Source organism: Pseudaeromonas sp. HNCC25DJ180 (assembly GCF_055413345.1).
Window position 1 is genome coordinate 183,363 of sequence record NZ_JBVAYF010000004.1, and the last position, 17,259, is coordinate 200,621.

Genomic DNA, 17,259 nt, shown 5'->3' on the forward strand with positions numbered 1-17,259 from the left:
CACTCAGCCGTTTACCCGTTCACGCAACTCTTTACCTGGCTTGAAGTGAGGAACAGACTTGCCCAGTAATTCAACTTTCTCGCCCGTCTTAGGATTACGCCCCACTCGTGGTGCCCGATAGTGCAAGGAGAAACTGCCAAATCCACGGATTTCGATCCGATCCCCGCTCTGCAGTGTATCGGCCATCTGCTCCAGAATATCACGGATGGCCGCTTCGACCTCCTTGGGGGAAAGGTGCTGATATTTGGCACAGAGGCGTTCGATAAGATCTGATTTGGTCATAATTGCTACTCCTGCAGAGATAAAAGCCAATTCAAACAGATAAAAAAGGGCGGTCAAGACCGCCCTTCTTAAACTACGTAAGGGAGGATTACTCGCCCTTAGCAGCCTTGAACGCTTCAGCCATGGCACTGCTGAAACCAACTTCTTCTTGTTGGTTCAGGTTTTCCATAACAGCCTTCTCGTCAGCTTCGTCCTTGGCACGGACAGAGAGGCTAACGGTGCGGTTCTTACGGTCAACACCCATGAACTTGGCTTCAACTTCATCACCGACTGACATCACCAGAGAGGCGTCTTCAATACGGTCACGAGAGGCATCAGAGGCACGAATGTAGCCCTCTACGCCATCACCCAGGTCAATGGTAGCGCCCTTGGCGTCAACGGCAGTCACATTACCCTTAACGATAGCACCTTTCTTGTTGTCAGACAGGTACTTATTGAAAGGATCTTCTTCGATCTGCTTCACGCCCAGGGAGATGCGCTCACGCTCTGGATCCACTTGCAGAACCACGGCGGAGATTTCGTCACCCTTCTTGAACTCACGAACCGCATCTTCACCAGATACGTTCCAAGAGATGTCGGAGAGGTGAACCAGACCGTCGATGCCACCATCCAGGCCGATGAAGATACCGAAGTCAGTGATAGACTTGATCTTACCGGAGACGCGGTCACCCTTGGCATGAGTTTCAGCGAACAGCTGCCATGGGTTAGACTTGCACTGCTTCAGACCCAGGGAGATACGACGACGTTCTTCGTCGATATCCAGCACCATCACTTCAACAGTGTCACCAACGTTCACAACCTTAGATGGGTGAATGTTCTTGTTGGTCCAATCCATTTCAGAGACGTGTACCAGGCCTTCAACACCTTCTTCGATTTCAACGAAGCAGCCGTAGTCGGTCAGGTTGGTCACGCGACCGGTCAGGCGCGCGCCTTCTGGGTAACGCTTGGCGATAGCAACCCACGGATCTTCACCCAGTTGCTTCAGGCCCAGAGACACACGAGTACGCTCGCGGTCGAACTTCAGAACCTTAACTGCGATTTCGTCGCCAACATTGACGATCTCGGAAGGATGCTTAACGCGCTTCCAAGCCATGTCGGTGATGTGCAGCAGGCCGTCAACACCACCCAGGTCTACGAATGCACCGTAGTCGGTCAGGTTCTTAACGATACCCTTAACTTCTTGGCCTTCTTGCAGGTTGGCCAACAGGCTGTCACGCTCAGAGGTGTTCTCGGTTTCGATCACAGCACGACGAGAAACGACAACGTTGTTGCGCTTCTGATCCAGCTTGATAACTTTGAACTCAAGCTCTTTGCCTTCCAGGTGAGCGGTATCACGCACCGGACGCACATCGACCAGAGAACCCGGCAGGAAGGCGCGAATGGTGTTCACTTCGACAGTGAAGCCACCCTTTACCTTGCCGTTGATCAGACCAATAACGGTGGCCTGCTCTTCGTAGGCCTTTTCCAGTTGCAGCCAAGCTTCGTGACGCTTAGCCTTCTCACGGGACAGCTGAGTCTCACCGAAACCGTCTTCTACGGAGTCCAGAGCTACATCAACGGTATCGCCAACGTTGATTTCCAGCTCGCCTGCGGCGTTCTTGAACTGTTCAACCGGGATAGCGGACTCGGACTTCAGACCAGCGTCAACCAGCACGAAGCCGTTGGCGATGGAAACGACAGTACCCTTAACAATGGCACCAGGACGGGTTTCGAGTTGTTTCAGAGACTCTTCAAAGAGTTGAGCAAAAGATTCAGTCATGTGTTTGATAACTTGAGAGTAAATAACATCCACCCGGCAATCCGGCCAGAGCGGGGTTGTTCAAATTCGCCTATGCCATCCTTGGTACAGACGTATTGCATCACAGGCTCATGCCTGTGATATCAATTTATTATCAACAGGGTTCAGGATTTCCCGTACCCCTTTGATGGTTATCACTGACTTACGCCTGTGACACTAATTGGTTTCCGATATGGTCCAGGATCAACTCCAGGACCTCATCGATGCTCAGTGTAGTCGAATCAACGACTAACGCATCCTCAGCCGGACGTAGCGGGGCAACTGGACGGTTGCGATCGCGGTCATCTCGTTCGCGGATCTCGAGCAAAAGGTGATCAAAATTAACATCAAACCCCTTTGCCTGCAACTGTTTAGCCCGGCGGTGAGCCCGCTCTTCGGCGCTGGCATCCAGAAAAATTTTCACATCCGCATCAGGAAACACCACGGTTCCCATGTCCCGACCATCGGCGATGAGCCCCGGAGCCTCGCGAAAAGCCCGTTGACGACGTAACAGGGCCTCACGCACCCGAGGCAAGGCGGCCACCTTGCTGGCTTCATTGCCCATCTGCTCGGTGCGAATGGTCGCAGAGACCTCCTCCCCCTCCAGCACGATAAGCACCCCGTCCTGGCTAGTGCGGAAGCTTACATCCAGATGGGAAGCCAAGCTCTCCATGGCGGCTTCATCATCGGCAGTCACCTTGTGGTGCTGCGCCGCCAGAGCCAGCACCCGATAAATGGCGCCTGAATCCAGCAAGTGCCAACCAAGCCGCTCGGCTAACTGCTGACAGACGGTTCCCTTCCCTGCGCCACTTGGGCCATCAACCGTGATCACAGGAGCTTGTCTTTCCGGCATCAACGCCTCCAGTTTGTACAAGATAAAGTGCCGCAATGGTGGTGACATTTAACGGCGGCTGATTATAGCCGAACTCCATGTTACTGAACATAAATGACAAACGGCGAGAGGCCCATCAGCCCGCTCACTAGCTAAAGGGTTGCCAAAGAGCAAAGATTCGGGTGAAAATCGCGACATGGTTCATATTTTCATTTTGGTGTGGTCACAAACCCACCACTGCAGTTCGCGCTTAGTCTCGCGTAAGAGGAAATGAATGAGCAGTGTTTCCCTAGTCGCCACCTCCAAGCTTCCGACCCCGTGGGGCATTTTTACTCTGGTGGGCTTTAAAGAGAGTGCTACAGGTAAAGATCACGCCGCCTTGGTGATGGGCGATATCTCCACCCCCGAGCCAGTGCTGGGCCGAATTCATTCTGAGTGTCTGACCGGTGATGCCCTATTTAGCCTGCGTTGCGACTGTGGCTTCCAGCTACAAGCCGCCATGCAACGCATAGCCGAAGAGAAGCGCGGCGTGTTGCTCTATGTCCGTCAGGAAGGGCGCGGGATTGGCCTACTCAACAAGATCCATGCCTATCATCTACAGGATCAGGGCGCCGACACGGTCGATGCCAATGTGGCCCTGGGCTTTGCCGCCGATATGCGCGACTACACCATCTGTGCCGACATGCTGAAATTGCTGGGAGTCCATGCACTCAAGCTGATGACCAATAATCCACGCAAGCTCATTGCCATGGAGAAGATGGGGATCCCTGTTGCCGAACGCGTTCCGCTACAGGAAGGCAAAAACCCCTATAACGAATTTTATCTGGCCACCAAGGCGGGTAAGCTCGGCCATATGCTCAAGTCTGAAGGGCCGGATGCCGCCGAGCCTGGCCAGTAGAGCTCATTGGACGCACCACCGCAAAAACCCAAAACCAAACGGCGCATCCATGGCGCCGTTTGGTTTATTACCGCCAGCATTCAGTGCTGCAAGATCTGGCTTAAAAAGAGCTGGCTACGCTCCGATTGCGGATGGTTGAAGAACTCCTCCGGTGTATTTTCTTCCACTATCTGGCCTCGATCCATGAAGATGACCCTATCGGCCACCTGCTTGGCAAACCCCATCTCGTGGGTCACGCAGAGCATGGTCATCCCCTCGCCCGCCAACTCCACCATGACATCCAATACCTCGCGCACCATTTCGGGATCCAGGGCCGACGTTGGCTCGTCAAATAGCATGATCTGCGGATTCATGCACAGGCTTCTGGCAATGGCCACCCGTTGCTGCTGACCACCAGAGAGCTGGCCTGGATATTTCAAGGCTTGATCGGGGATCTTCACCCGCTCCAGATACTTCATGGCCGTCGCCTCAGCCTCGGCACGAGGGATCTTCTTAACCCAAATCGGCGCCAGGCAGCAATTTTCTAACACTGTCAGGTGCGGGAAGAGATTGAAGTGCTGAAACACCATGCCCACATCACGCCGCACATGCTCGACATTCTTGATGTCGTGAGTCAAGGGAGTGCCCTTGACTATGATATCCCCTTGCTGATGCTCCTCCAGCCGATTGATACAACGTATCATGGTGGACTTACCCGATCCGGATGGCCCACAAATAACAATCTTCTCACCCTTGGTCACGCGCAGATTGACGTTCTTCAAGACATGAAACTCACCGTACCACTTGTTGACGTCGCACAACTCGACCATGACTTCCTGTTGTTTATTCATGCCTGGTTCCTTAATGCTTGTGTCCGGTATGTAGCTGTCTCTCCAGGTGCTGGGAGTAGCGCGACATACCAAAACAGAAAATCCAGAAGATGAGGGCAATGAAGACATATGCCTCAATTGAAAAACCTAACCAGTTCGGATCAGAGAGCCCCGCCTTACCCACTGCGAGCAGGTCAAACAGCCCAATGATGGTCACCAGACTGGTATCCTTGAACAGGGCGATGAAGGTATTGACGATGGAGGGAATAGTGATCCTCAGTGCCTGAGGCAGAATGACCAGCCCCATGGCGCGCCAGTAGCTGAGCCCCAAGGCCTCTGCCGCCTCATATTGTCCCTTGGGGATGGCTTGCAAACCGCCGCGGATCACCTCCGCCATATAGGCAGACTGAAACAATATGATGCCAATAAGCGCACGCAGCAGTTTATCCAGCTCAACCTGGGCAGAGAGAAACAGCGGTAGCATCACAGAGGCCATAAATAGCACTGTGATGAGAGGCACCGCTCGCCAAAACTCGATAAACACCACGCAGGTACTGTTGATCACCGGCATGCTGGAGCGACGACCCAGTGCCAGGAAAACGCCAATGGGCAGAGCGGCGACTATCCCCACCAGAGCCAGCACCAGAGTGAGCATCAAGCCACCCCAATAGTGCGTGTCGACCGGACTCAGTCCCAGACCCCCTCGCAACAGCCATAATGCCACCCAAGGGAAAAGGCCGAAGAAGCTCAGTGCCACCCACTTTTTCCCCGGAACGCCTTTGACCATCAAGGCCGCCATCTGCAAGGCACACAGGGCAAACATCAGATCCACGCGCCAGCGCTCCGCATCCGGGTAGAAACCATAGATGAACTGGGAAAAGCGTACATTGATAAATACCCAGCAGGCGCCTTCCGAGTCGCACGCGGATCGCTCGGCCCCAACCCAATCAGCCTGGAGAAAGGCCCACTGCAACAGCTGCCACAGAGGAGGCAGTAACAGATAGAGCAAGCCAAAAGTCAGCACCGTATTCCCAGGGCTGGAGAAGAGGTTGCGACGACACCAGGCCCATGCGCCGACTCTATGGCTCGGTGCCATGAGGGCTGGTTGTTCAGGATAAACTGCCATAATTATCGCTCCACCAACGCCATTTTACGGTTATAGCTGTTCATCAAGAACGAGGTCGTAATGCTGATGACGAGATACACCGCCATGGTCATGGCGGTCACCTCTATGGCCTGCCCGGTCTGATTAAGTGTGGTGCCCATAAACACCGAGACCAGATCTGGGTAACCTATCGCCGTGGCCAAGGAGGAGTTCTTGATGAGGTTAAGATACTGACTGGTCAAGGGCGGAATGATGACGCGCAAGGCTTGCGGTATCACCACCAGACGCAGGGTTTGCCCGCGATTCAGACTCAAGGCATCGGCGGCCTCACTCTGTCCTTTATTCACCGCATTGATGCCCGAACGGACAATCTCGGCAATGAACGCGGCGGTGTAGATGGTCAACGCGATCAACAGCGCCGCCAACTCAGGGATGATGGTCATTCCCCCCTTGAAATTGAAACCCTTCAGTTGCGGCATATCCAACCCTATCGGTTGACCGGCCATCAAAAATGTCACACCTGGTAACACCAAGATCAACGCAATGGCGATCTTGCCCACCGGCCAGCGCTTCCCGGTGGCCATCTGTTGCTGCCGAGCCCGGCGCAGCAACCAGCCACAGGCTAGCAGAGCCAGCAGCAGGGAGAAGAGCACATAGCCGGCCCCCTCCTTCAGCACGGGAGCCGGTAGATAGAGACCACGAATATTCAGAAACAGCGCCTCACCCCAACTCAGACTCTGTCTGGGGGATGGCAAGGTACGCAGCACCGCGAAGTACCAGAAGAAGATCTGCAGCAACAGGGGAATGTTGCGGAAAACTTCCACATAGAGGGTGGCGACCCGTGACACAAGCCAATTTTTTGAGAGCCGAGCCACGCCCAGCATAAAGCCAAGTCCGGTTGCCAGAATCACTCCCATGCCTGACACCAGCAGGGTATTCATCAACCCGACCAGAAAAGTCCGACCGTAGCTGTAGGACTCATCGTAGGGAATGAGCGTCTGGATGATGCCAAACCCGGCACGATGAGAGAGAAAATCAAACCCTGAGGCTATCCCTCGCGTGTGCATGTTATGCAGGGTATTGCTGATGATGTAGAACAAGCCGCCAGCGACGGCGAGGGCCACCAGCAGTTGGAAAAAATACGAGCGCACCGTGCTGTTGTAATACCAGCGGACAGGGCTGGTTACCATGGTCGCGTCAAACCTAGAAGTTCCAATAGCCATGATGACTTCCTAACTAATTCGGCTATGCATGCAGCACAAACTTGAAGGGGCCTGGCCGCCCGGAGCGGCCAGGCTCTTTGACTTAGCGGATAGGAGGGGCGTACATGAAACCACCCTGGTTCCACAAGGCATTCACGCCACGATCGATCCCCAGCGCCGAGCCTTTACCCACGGTACGTTCAAACACTTCACCGTAGTTGCCCACCTGCTTGACGATCTGATAGCCCCAATCTGCTTGGATGCCCAGCACCTTGCCACTGGGCTCTTCGAGCCCCAGCAGACGACGCACATCCGGGTTCTTGGAGGCTTTCATGGCATCCACATTCTTGCTGGTCACGCCAAGCTCTTCGGCATTGACCATGGCAAACAGCGTCCATTTCACCAAGGTACCCCACTGCTCGTCACCCTGGCGTACGGCCGGGCCCAGCGGCTCCTTGGAGATAACTTCCGGCAACACCACAGCCGCATCCGGCTTGGCCAGCTTGATCTTCAGGGCATAGAGCTGGGATTGATCCGAGGTCAGCACATCACAACGACCCGACTCAAACCCTTTGACCGTTTGATCCGAGGTGTCGAATACGACCGGGGTAAACTTCATGCCATTGGCTTTGAAGTAATCAGAGACATTGAGCTCAGTCGTGGTACCAGCCTGGATACAGATAGAGGCGCCATCTAACTCCTTGGCACTCTTGACACCCAGTGTTTTGTTTACCAAGAAGCCCTGACCATCGTAATAGATGGTGGCGGGAAAGGTGAGACCCAAAGTGGCATCACGAGTCAGGGTCCAGGTGGTGTTACGGGACAAGACATCCACCTCGCCAGATTGCAGAGCGGTGAAGCGCTCCTTGGCATTCAATGGAATAAATTTCACCTTGCTGGCATCACCGAAGATTCCCGCGGCCAGGGCATGGCAGAGATCCACATCTATCCCCTCCCAGACCCCCTTGGCATTGGGGTTGGAAAAACCAGGCAAGCCATCACTGACACCGCACTGCAATTCACCCTTCTTCTTCACTTGTGCCAGGGTATCCCCTGACGCAGCATGACTTTGCCCGGCCAGTAACAGCAACATGGCGGAGGAGGCGATGGCGAGAGTTTTTATTTTCTGCATGTTTTCTTCCCTGCTTAGTTTTGAGTGTCGTGAGAGGATGAGCGAACCACAATCTGCTTTTACAGATGTAATAATCGCGACAAATCACTATCAAGCAAGGAGTGTGCCAGTGCTTATTGCGTCGTTAACTAGCGTGGAGAGGGGGTAAATCGAGTAACGCACCAGCGTGATGCACCACGGTAACGCACCGTAATGGTGCGAATCCGCTATTTTATAGGGATATACAATGACAAGGGGCAGGGGTTATACATAACAGAGAGCGATCAAGAGGCCAGCTCATCCCAAGCGTTCAGCGCCGCTTGGACACGCGCATCCGTAAACCACTCACCCAGCTCGGGCAAGCGAGTAAAGGTCCAACTCTGACCCTGCAGGGTAAACGTCAACTGCAGGGCATGCAGATAAACTCGGTCGGCCCGGCCAGCACCATAGACTTCATCGCCCAGAATGGGCGAACCCAGGCTTTTGAGTGCCACGCGGATTTGATGGGTTTTTCCTGTTTTGGGTAACACACGAAACAGCCGCAGCCCCTCCCCCAGACCCACACTGTCAAACCAGGTAATGGCGGGGTTTTCCTGCTGGCGGCTGAGCAACCAACCGCCTCGGCGTCCACGCTCCATGTCACCCTTGATCCAGCCCTGCTTCTTCTTGGGCTTGTGCTGGCTAAGCGCCAGATAGACCTTGCTCACTTGGCGTTCGGCAAACGCTTGACTGAGCGCGCGATTGGCTTCCACATTGCGAGCCAACAGCAGCAGCCCCGAGGTGACCTTATCCAGACGATGGACTGGATAGAGCATCATGCCCAATTGGGCTCGAGCTTCGGAAACCAAGCCGGAGATCCCCTCCTCATCGTGCATGCCGAGGCCGGGCGACTTGTTCAACACCACAAAATCATCATGAAGAAATACCAGAGAAAATCCCCGGTATGCAGTAACAACAGTCATCTGGATTCGTCATACCCAATTGCCTGGCGGACCATAGCAAAAGAGCGAGACCTAGGTCTCGCTCTTTTGCAGTAACTGGCGGAGGAGGTGGGATTTGAACCCACGGATGGTCACCCATCGACGGTTTTCAAGACCGTTGCATTAAGCCGCTCTGCCACCCCTCCGAACGGCCGAGATATTACTAAAGGCCAAAGAGCTTGTAAACACTTAATCCAGCTGGATAAATTAACTGCTCACGCTTTAATCGCCAGCCGCACAAATGGTGAACTAATGTTGAAAAAAGCCCCATTCCGAGCCACAGTGGAGCTCCAACTTGTTACCTGATGGAATCCCTAGATGCAAACTTCTGACATATTGGTCTCTGGCAAAGCTCTCTCCCATAGCACCGACAAGGTGTTGCGCAATACCTACCTGCTGCTGGCCCTGACTCTGATGTTTGCCAGCATCACGGCCGGGATCAGTGCCGCTTTGGCGCTACCGGCACCTGGGCTCATCATCACACTGGTAGGCTTTTACGGCTTGATGTTTCTGACCGAACGCAATCGCAATTCGGCACTGGGACTGTTGTTTGCCTTTGCCTTCACCGGATTCGTCGGTTACACCCTGGGCCCCATCCTGAATATGGTCATTAAAGGCCAAGGGATCGAAACTGTGATGCTGGCCTTGGGCGGTACCGCCATCACCTTCTTTGCCCTGTCGGCATATGTGCTCATCAGTCGCAAAGATATGTCCTTTCTCGGGGGCATGCTGACCGCCGGTTTTGTGGTGATCCTGGTGGTGATGGTCGCCAGCCTGTTCTTACAGATCCCGGCTCTGCATCTCGCATTGAGCGGCCTATTTATTCTCTTCTCCAGCGGCGCCATCCTCTGGCAGACCAGCGCCATCATCCACGGTGGCGAAACCAACTACATCTCGGCCACAGTGTCGTTGTTTGTCTCCATCTTCAATATCTTCGTCAGCCTGCTCAACTTGCTGGGTGGCAACCGCAACTAATCTCGAGCACCACGGCAGCATAAGGGCGGAATTGTTCCGCCCTTTTCCTTATCTTCTGTATTGTTTTATTTTTTAGGTATGATGAGGCATACCCAGCCAACCCATACTTATCATGTCTGAGTCATTTTCTTTCTTGTTGCGCCGCCTCATCAGTGATAGCCATTTTTTCTTCGCCGGTAAGGTGATGGTGGCCATTATCGGCACCCTGCTACCCGGTCTCTTCTTTGGCATGAGCCATGAGTCGGTCATCCTCTCCCTCGGGGTCGTCGCCGGCGCCATTGGTGAACCCGATGATAGCGTCCCTGGACGCATGAAAAACTTGGCCGTGACCCTGCTCTGTTTTGTCATCGCCACCACCTCAGTGCAGCTGCTCTACCCCTACCCTTGGCTCTTTGCCTTGGGGCTATTTTGCTCAACCCTGGGCTTTATCATGCTTGGCGCTTTGGGGCCTCGCTATGCCACCATCAGCTTTGGCTCACTACTGGTTGCCATCTACTCCATGCTGGGGGCGGCACACGCCCCGAATCTATGGCATCAACCGCTCTGGTTGTGCATCGGCGCCCTCTGGTATGGCCTGGTCTCCCTCGTCTGGCTCAAGTTACTACCGCATAAGGCGGTGCATGAACAGCTGGCCCAGCTCTTTTTCTCCCTAGGCCGTTATTGCCACGAAAAATCTCGTTTCTTCCCGGTCACTCGCGAGAATATGAACCAGATCCGCCACAACCTGGCCATCTTGAACATCAACTGCACCCACACTATGCAACTGAGCAAAGAGATGCTCAGTGGCCGTCTGAGCGCAGGCTGGGATCCTCACCTGGAACGCCTGCTGCAACTCTATCTGTTGGCACAGGAGATCCATGAGCGCATCGTCTCCAGCCACTATCTCTATGACAAACTACAACAGGACATCCAGCGTAACGAGATACTGGATGGCTTTCGTGAAGTACTGGAGCAGCTGGGTTTAAGCTGTGAACAGCTGGGCAGCGCCATCCGCATGCATCACCATTTTATCCCGGGTAAGGGACTGAACTGGGTCATGAGCGCCTTGCAGGATCAACTGGCGTATACCCATCTACAGCACCATTTCTCTGGCCCCTTGCGCACCTCATTGGATTTCTTGCAGCAAAACCTGAACGCCATCCTGGCCCTGCTGCAACAAGCCAGCCCCCTGACGGGTCACTTCGACCAGCCCATTGCGACCCTGGAGAGCCGGCAATTGACGCGCCCCCCACATGCTGCCTTGAGCGATGTGAGCCAGCAGATCAGTTCCACCTCGCCCCTCTTTCGCCACGGCATACGGATGGCCCTCTGCCTGGTCACGGCCTATGGGCTATTGCAACTGTTTCACATCCAGCAGGGATTTTGGGTGTTGCTTACTTGTCTCTTTGTCTGCCAATCGAGTTACACCGCCACGCGACGACGTGTCGTGGAGCGGATCGCCGGTACCCTGCTGGGGATAGTGCTGGGCATACCCCTGCTGTGGCTTAACCCCACTATCACAGGCCAACTCATCGGCATGGCCCTGGCTGCCGTGCTGTTCTTCTCGCAGCTGAAAAACAACTACAGCGCCGCCGTCACCTTTATCACCCTCTACGCGCTCACCGCCTTTGGCCTGTTGGGTGTGCAGAGTAACGCCTTGATGCTCCCGCGCCTGCTGGATACCCTCATCGGCGCCCTCATCGCCTTTGCCGCCGTCATGTGGATCTGGCCTGACTGGCAATATCGCCGCATCCCGGCCCTGCTGGCCCAGTCGCTACGCCAAAATAGCCGCTATCTACAAACCATCATCCACAGCATTCAGCAACACGCCGATGACGAACTGCTCTATCGGGTTGCCCGCCGTCAGGCCCACCTAGCCGATAGCGCCCTGGCCCAAGCCTGGCAGAACATGCTATTAGAGCCCAAGAGCAAGCGCCGTTTCTTGAGGCTGTGTGCCAGTCTGACCCATCGCAGCCACAGCATCATCTCCTATATCTCAACTCTGGGGGCCCATAAAAGCCGACTGAGCGGTTACCTGAGCCCCGAGCAGCAAGGGCTCATTACCCAGATCGAGGCGGTGCTGGAAGCCACGGCCGTCATGCTCAGCGGCGAAAAAGTAGAGATCAGCACCATACCACTTAAGGAGCCAAGCGCAGCTAACATTGCCAGCAGCGAGATCCAACCGGATTGGCTTATCCAGCAAGAGCTGCAGCTCATCGCCGAACAGGCTAATGAGTTACTGCGTCTTACCTGGCTGTTAGAGCCAATGCGGCTCTCGACCCGCGACTAAGCAGTGGTAGAATAGCCCGCTACAAACGAGGTCAGATATGTTGCAAGTTGCTGATAAGCTCATCGAAACAGATGCCCATGGCTATCTGAAACATCTAGATGAGTGGAGTGAAAGTGTGGCTGAAGCCATTGCCGCCCAAGAGATGATCCCCATGACCCCAGCCCATTGGGAAGTGGTCTGGTTTGTCCGGGATTTTTACACCGAGTACCGCACCTCACCGGCCATTCGCGCCTTGGTGAAGGCCATGGAGCAGAAGTACGGGCCGGAGAAAGGGAGCAGTCGTTATCTTTACAAGCTGTTCCCCAAGGGCCCCGCCAAACAGGCCACCAAGATAGCCGGCCTGCCTAAACCGGTAAAATGCATCTAAGCCCAAGCCAAACGACGCCATCAAACAATAAAATCGGAATATCGGGAGGCGCGGGTCAACCAGACGGGCTCGCGACTGGTCTTGAACCAGACCCGAAACAGGTGGCTATAAAGACGGGTACGCCAGGGGGCAACCCAGCAGACCAAGGGAAAGGCAAGGATGCCGACACTCCAGGCATAGAGACGCCGCAAAAACAGATGTAGCAGACCGAAGCGAGTAGTCAAAAGAACCCCTCCTATCGCATAACATAGCATGCAAAAAATGCAGCTATCTCACCGTAGAAGTACATTTACTACACAGCGTTGAGGGCGTCAATCCAAGGTGCGCCAGATCACAAAAGTGTCATGTTCACCGCCATGATAGCACTGTGTGCTTAGTGGCAGAATTGACGTCGTGGTGCTGGTTTGAATTTGCATAGAGAAGATGGAGGCGCGTTCCGGAGTCGAACCGGACTAGGCGGATTTGCAATCCGCTACATAACCGCTTTGTTAACGCGCCTTAGATGAGGCAACTTGCAGTGCAACTTGGAGCGGGAAACGAGACTCGAACTCGCGACCCCGACCTTGGCAAGGTCGTGCTCTACCAACTGAGCTATTCCCGCTTGTAGATGCTGTCTTGCTGAAAGACGGGCGAATTATACGTAGAGATACGGTCAGGTCAAAACAATTTTTATCACTATCGATTCAATTGCTTAGCAATTAGCCTGCCGGACGCCCTACTCACAGCTAAAGCAAGAAGGCCACCTGAGTGGCCTTCTGCTGGTTTAGCTGCTCTTCTTGGCTGCGGCTTTGCTCTCCATCACCACCCAACGGCCCCCTTCGGAGTAGTAGGCGGTCCAGCCGGTAGCCTTGCCATTGACCTCGGTCATCACATACTGCTCCTTGGTCTTGCGACTAAAGCGCACTATGGCGGGGTTGCCTTCCGGATCGGCTGCCGGCGCCTCGGCCAGATAACGATGCTTGGGCGCCAGACGCTCCTTGAAACGCTCCAGTTCAGAGACCAGGGGCGCACGGGTTTCCCGAGACTTAGGGAAGGTACTGGCTGCCAAGAAGAGGCCTGCGGCCCCATCACGCAGCACAAAGTGAGCATCCGATTGGCTGCACTTAAGCTCAGGCAGAGGTACCGGATCTTCCTTCGGCGGCGCGATATCACCGTTCTTCAAGATCTTGCGGGTGTTTTTACACCCCTCGCCGGTACAGGCCATGAACTTACCAAAACGCCCCGTTTTCAACTGCATTTGCGCACCACAGCGCTCGCAGTCGATCACCGGGCCTTCGTAGCCCTTGAGACGGAATTGCCCCGGCTCAATGACATAACCATCGCAATCCGGATTATTGCCGCACACGTGCAGTTTACGCTTCTCATCGATGAGATAAGAGTCCATGGCGGTACCACACTTGGGGCAACGACGCATGGCGCGCAGGGCGTTGACTTCAGCCTCATCGGAATCAGCAGCGATAAACTCATCCCCTGGCACCAGGTTGATGGTCTTCTTGCAGCGCTCCTTGGGAGGCAAGGCATAACCGGAGCACCCCAAGAACACCCCTGTGGTGGCAGTGCGGATGCCCATCTGGCGATTACAATCCGGGCAGTCGATCTCGGTCAGCACCATCTGGTTGCTGCGCATCCCGCCGGCGCTGACATCCGATTCAGCCTTGTGCAAGGTCGAACGAAAACCAGCATAGAAGTCATCCAGCTTATGTTTCCAATCCAGCTTACCCTGAGCGATAGAATCCAGAGAATCCTCCATCTGGGCTGTGAAGTCGTAACTCAACAGCTCACGGAAGCTCTCCACCAGACGCTCGGTGACAATCTCACCCATCTTCTCGGCGTAGAAGCGGCGGCTCTCCACCTTCACATAGCCACGCTCCTGGATAGTGGAGATGATAGCCGCATAGGTTGACGGACGACCAATGCCGCGTTTTTCCAACTCCTTGACCAGAGCCGCTTCGGTGAAGCGTGCTGGCGGCTTGGTGAAATGTTGCTTGGGATCCAGTGCCACCAGCCCCAACGCCTCACCTGAGATGACGGACGGTAACTCAATGTCCGCCCCCTTGTTACCCATGGGTGGCAGCGCCTTGGTCCAACCGGCAAAACGCAAGATGCGGCCCTTGGCCTTCAGTTCATAGTTGGCGGCCTGCACTGTCAGGGTGCTGGAGTCATACTGTGCGGGTGTCATCTGACAGGCTACAAACTGCCGCCAGATCAGATCGTAGAGGCGAACCGCATCGCTCTCCATATCCTCAATCTTGTCAGCCTTCAGACGCACATTCGAGGGACGGATCGCCTCGTGAGCCTCTTGGGCATTGGCCTTGGAACCATACAGGTTGGCACTCTCAGGCAGGTAGCCGGCACCATATTCAGTTTCGATATAGTCACGAACTGCCGTGACCGCCTCCTGACTCAAGTTGGTCGAGTCAGTACGCATGTAGGTGATATAACCCGCTTCGTAGAGACGCTGGGCCATCATCATGGTTTTCTTGACACCAAAGCCCAGGCGAGTGCTGGCAGCCTGCTGCAAGGTGGAGGTGATAAACGGAGCCGAAGGCTTGCTGCTGGTCGGCTTATCTTCACGACTCACCACCTGATAGCGGGCCTGTTGCAGCACGGCACACGCCACGTCAGCCTGAGCCTGGATCACGGGGGCAAAGCTCTTGCCATCGCACCCCACCACTTCCATCCGCAGCGCCTGCTTGGCCTGAGTCAACAGATCCGCATGCACATCCCAGTACTCTTCCGGGACAAAGGCTTTGATCTCACGCTCTTTCTCAACGATGAGGCGTACCGCCACCGATTGCACTCGGCCAGCAGAGAGTCCGCGAGCCAGTTTCTTCCACAACAGGGGGGAGACCATGTAGCCCACCACCCGATCCAGAAAACGTCGCGCCTGCTGGGCATTGACGCGATCCTGATTCAAGGTACCTGGCTCGGAAAACGCCTCTTGAATGGCCGATTTGGTGATCTCGTTAAAGACCACACGCTTGAAGCGAGTATCATCGCCACCGATCAGTTCCCGCAGGTGCCAGGCAATGGCTTCCCCTTCGCGGTCCAAGTCGGTTGCCAGATAGATGGTGTCTGCTTTCTCCGCCAGAGCCTTCAGCTCATTGACCACCTTCTCCTTACCCGGCAACACCTGATAACGAGCCGCCCAACCATGCTCCGGGTCTATCCCCATGCGCGTGACCAAAGCCTGATAATCGCGCTGAGCCTTCTCCTCGTCAGTGAGCCCCTTGGCGCTCTTGCGCACCACGGGTTTCTTCTCTTCTTTTTCTTCGCCAACACTGCTCGAACCACTGGTAGGCAGATCCCGCACATGACCAACACTGGACTTAACAATGAAGTCCTTGCCCAGATATTTATTGATGGTCTTGGCCTTGGCCGGAGACTCTACAATCACCAAAGATTTGCCCATAGACGCTTATTCTGTCCTTTTATCAACCCAGGCTAGAGAACGAGATGATGCCGCTAATGCGGCATCTGCTATTTATTAAAATGGAAGTGCTGGCGCCGAGAATCAACCTTTTTTATCGCTGACACGATACTCATGCTGTTTTTTGCTCCATCGGCGTGAGGCTCGCCCCACTTTGGCGATGCCTGGAAACCGGCCAGCCTAGCCCTTGAATGGCAGGCGCAGGTAGTGCCAGTAACGACTCAGCACCTGTTCAAACGCCAACGCCGCACTACGCCCCAGCCGCTCACTCAGGCCTTTGGGCTGCTTATACTGCACTCTGACCACTTGTTTCTGGGCATACTGCTCCAGCAGATAATCGTCACTGGTACGCAACTCATCCACCAGATTCAACTGTTTGGCCTCACTGCCCAGCCAATGCTCGCCGGTCGCCACCCGCTCCAGATCGACCCGCGGCCTATGCTGCCCGACAAACTGCTTGAATTGCTGATGGACTGACTCCAGCTCTTCACGGAATTTTTGGCGCCCCGCCTCATCATTCTCCCCAAAGAGGGTGAGTGTGCGCTTGAACTGTCCGGCCGTGTGTTGCTCATAATCGATATCATGTTTTTGCAGCAGGCGGTGAAAATTGGGCAACTGAGCCACCACACCGATAGAGCCGACGATGGCAAAGGGCGCCGCCAAAATATGTTGCGCCACACAGGCCATCATATAACCCCCGCTGGCCGCCACCTTGTCGATGGCCACAGTCAGGCGCAAACCACGATCTCGCAGCCGCTGCAATTGGGAGGCGCACAAGCCATAGCCATGTACAACACCGCCACCGGACTCCACGCGCACCAGCACCTCATCTTGATCCTTGGCTATCGCGAGCACAGCGGTGATCTCCTCACGCAGCGAGGCAACCTCCTTGGCTTCCATTCCTCCTTTAAAATCAATGAGAAAGAGACGACTGGTTGGTGTGGTGGGCACGCCCTGCTGTTTTTTGCTCTTGAGTTCGGCCTTGCGCTGCTTCGCCAACGCCTTGAGCGCCGGCTTATCCAGCAAAGCGGTTTCTAACTGCTCCTTGGTCTCCTCATAGTGAGCAGTCAAATCTTGTAATTCCAACTCCCCCTTGCGGGCTTTTTGTTTGGCGGCGGTGATAATCACCATGACCAGTCCCAACACCAACAGGGAGATCAGGCTGACGCTTTTGGCTAAAAACACCAGATAATCGAAGAGATAGTCCACGGTTTACTCCAAG

Annotated in this window: 15 protein-coding genes and 3 tRNA genes; 4 read left to right on the forward strand and 14 right to left on the reverse strand. The window is 54.8% G+C overall.

What is annotated here, in order from left to right; genetic code table 11:
* Window positions 1–3: 3 nt before the first annotated feature.
* From ACZYTD_RS05195 to cmk, 3 genes are all read right to left on the reverse strand, one after another.
* Window positions 4–282, reverse strand: coding sequence for an integration host factor subunit beta (locus tag ACZYTD_RS05195; protein WP_463889996.1), 279 nt, complete (start codon window positions 280–282; stop codon window positions 4–6).
* Window positions 283–370: 88 nt separating this feature from the next.
* Window positions 371–2,041, reverse strand: coding sequence for a 30S ribosomal protein S1 (gene rpsA / locus ACZYTD_RS05200; protein ID WP_463890111.1), 1,671 nt, complete (start codon window positions 2,039–2,041; stop codon window positions 371–373).
* Window positions 2,042–2,222: 181 nt separating this feature from the next.
* The gene (gene cmk, locus ACZYTD_RS05205) at window positions 2,223–2,912 is read right to left on the reverse strand and encodes a (d)CMP kinase (protein WP_463889998.1); all 690 of its coding nucleotides are present in this window, start codon (window positions 2,910–2,912) and stop codon (window positions 2,223–2,225) included.
* A gap of 253 nt (window positions 2,913–3,165) precedes the next feature.
* Between cmk and ribA the strand changes: the two genes are divergently transcribed.
* Window positions 3,166–3,789, forward strand: coding sequence for a GTP cyclohydrolase II (gene ribA, locus ACZYTD_RS05210; protein ID WP_463890000.1), 624 nt, complete (start codon window positions 3,166–3,168; stop codon window positions 3,787–3,789).
* Between the two features lie 80 nt (window positions 3,790–3,869).
* Here ribA and ACZYTD_RS05215 read toward each other — a convergent pair whose 3' ends face one another.
* From ACZYTD_RS05215 to ACZYTD_RS05240, 6 genes are all read right to left on the reverse strand, one after another.
* On the reverse strand, window positions 3,870–4,619 hold the full coding sequence (locus ACZYTD_RS05215; RefSeq protein ID WP_463890002.1) for an amino acid ABC transporter ATP-binding protein: 750 nt from the start codon (window positions 4,617–4,619) through the stop codon (window positions 3,870–3,872).
* A gap of 10 nt (window positions 4,620–4,629) precedes the next feature.
* Complete coding sequence (locus tag ACZYTD_RS05220; RefSeq protein ID WP_463890004.1) at window positions 4,630–5,724, reverse strand: amino acid ABC transporter permease; 1,095 nt, start codon at window positions 5,722–5,724, stop codon at window positions 4,630–4,632.
* 2 nt (window positions 5,725–5,726) lie between these two features.
* Window positions 5,727–6,926, reverse strand: a complete 1,200-nt coding sequence (locus ACZYTD_RS05225; protein ID WP_463890006.1) for an amino acid ABC transporter permease — start codon at window positions 6,924–6,926, stop codon at window positions 5,727–5,729.
* A gap of 82 nt (window positions 6,927–7,008) precedes the next feature.
* Window positions 7,009–7,998: an amino acid ABC transporter substrate-binding protein gene (locus ACZYTD_RS05230; RefSeq protein WP_463890113.1), complete on the reverse strand. Its 990-nt coding sequence runs from the start codon at window positions 7,996–7,998 to the stop codon at window positions 7,009–7,011.
* A 302-nt stretch (window positions 7,999–8,300) separates the two neighbouring features.
* Window positions 8,301–8,978: a TIGR01621 family pseudouridine synthase gene (locus ACZYTD_RS05235; protein ID WP_463890008.1), complete on the reverse strand. Its 678-nt coding sequence runs from the start codon at window positions 8,976–8,978 to the stop codon at window positions 8,301–8,303.
* A gap of 76 nt (window positions 8,979–9,054) precedes the next feature.
* A tRNA-Ser gene (locus tag ACZYTD_RS05240) sits at window positions 9,055–9,142 on the reverse strand.
* A gap of 172 nt (window positions 9,143–9,314) precedes the next feature.
* On the opposite strand from ACZYTD_RS05240, the gene ACZYTD_RS05245 reads away from it, so the two are divergent.
* The 3 genes from ACZYTD_RS05245 (at window position 9,315) to ACZYTD_RS05255 (ending at window position 12,607) form a co-directional block, all read left to right on the forward strand.
* The gene (locus ACZYTD_RS05245; RefSeq protein WP_463890010.1) at window positions 9,315–9,971 is read left to right on the forward strand and encodes a Bax inhibitor-1/YccA family protein; all 657 of its coding nucleotides are present in this window, start codon (window positions 9,315–9,317) and stop codon (window positions 9,969–9,971) included.
* A gap of 112 nt (window positions 9,972–10,083) precedes the next feature.
* Complete coding sequence (gene yccS / locus ACZYTD_RS05250; protein ID WP_463890012.1) at window positions 10,084–12,240, forward strand: YccS family putative transporter; 2,157 nt, start codon at window positions 10,084–10,086, stop codon at window positions 12,238–12,240.
* 37 nt (window positions 12,241–12,277) lie between these two features.
* Entirely contained in the window at window positions 12,278–12,607 is a 330-nt protein-coding gene (locus ACZYTD_RS05255) for a TusE/DsrC/DsvC family sulfur relay protein (protein WP_463890014.1), read from the forward strand.
* Between the two features lie 20 nt (window positions 12,608–12,627).
* Here ACZYTD_RS05255 and ACZYTD_RS05260 read toward each other — a convergent pair whose 3' ends face one another.
* The 5 genes from ACZYTD_RS05260 to sohB form a co-directional block, all read right to left on the reverse strand.
* Complete coding sequence (locus ACZYTD_RS05260; RefSeq protein WP_463890016.1) at window positions 12,628–12,831, reverse strand: DUF2517 family protein; 204 nt, start codon at window positions 12,829–12,831, stop codon at window positions 12,628–12,630.
* Between the two features lie 200 nt (window positions 12,832–13,031).
* Window positions 13,032–13,105: transfer RNA gene (locus tag ACZYTD_RS05265), tRNA-Cys, on the reverse strand.
* A gap of 27 nt (window positions 13,106–13,132) precedes the next feature.
* A tRNA-Gly gene (locus ACZYTD_RS05270) sits at window positions 13,133–13,208 on the reverse strand.
* Between the two features lie 162 nt (window positions 13,209–13,370).
* The gene (topA, locus tag ACZYTD_RS05275) at window positions 13,371–16,019 is read right to left on the reverse strand and encodes a type I DNA topoisomerase (protein ID WP_463890018.1); all 2,649 of its coding nucleotides are present in this window, start codon (window positions 16,017–16,019) and stop codon (window positions 13,371–13,373) included.
* Between the two features lie 198 nt (window positions 16,020–16,217).
* Entirely contained in the window at window positions 16,218–17,246 is a 1,029-nt protein-coding gene (gene sohB / locus ACZYTD_RS05280) for a protease SohB (protein ID WP_463890020.1), read from the reverse strand.
* Window positions 17,247–17,259 lie beyond the last annotated feature (13 nt).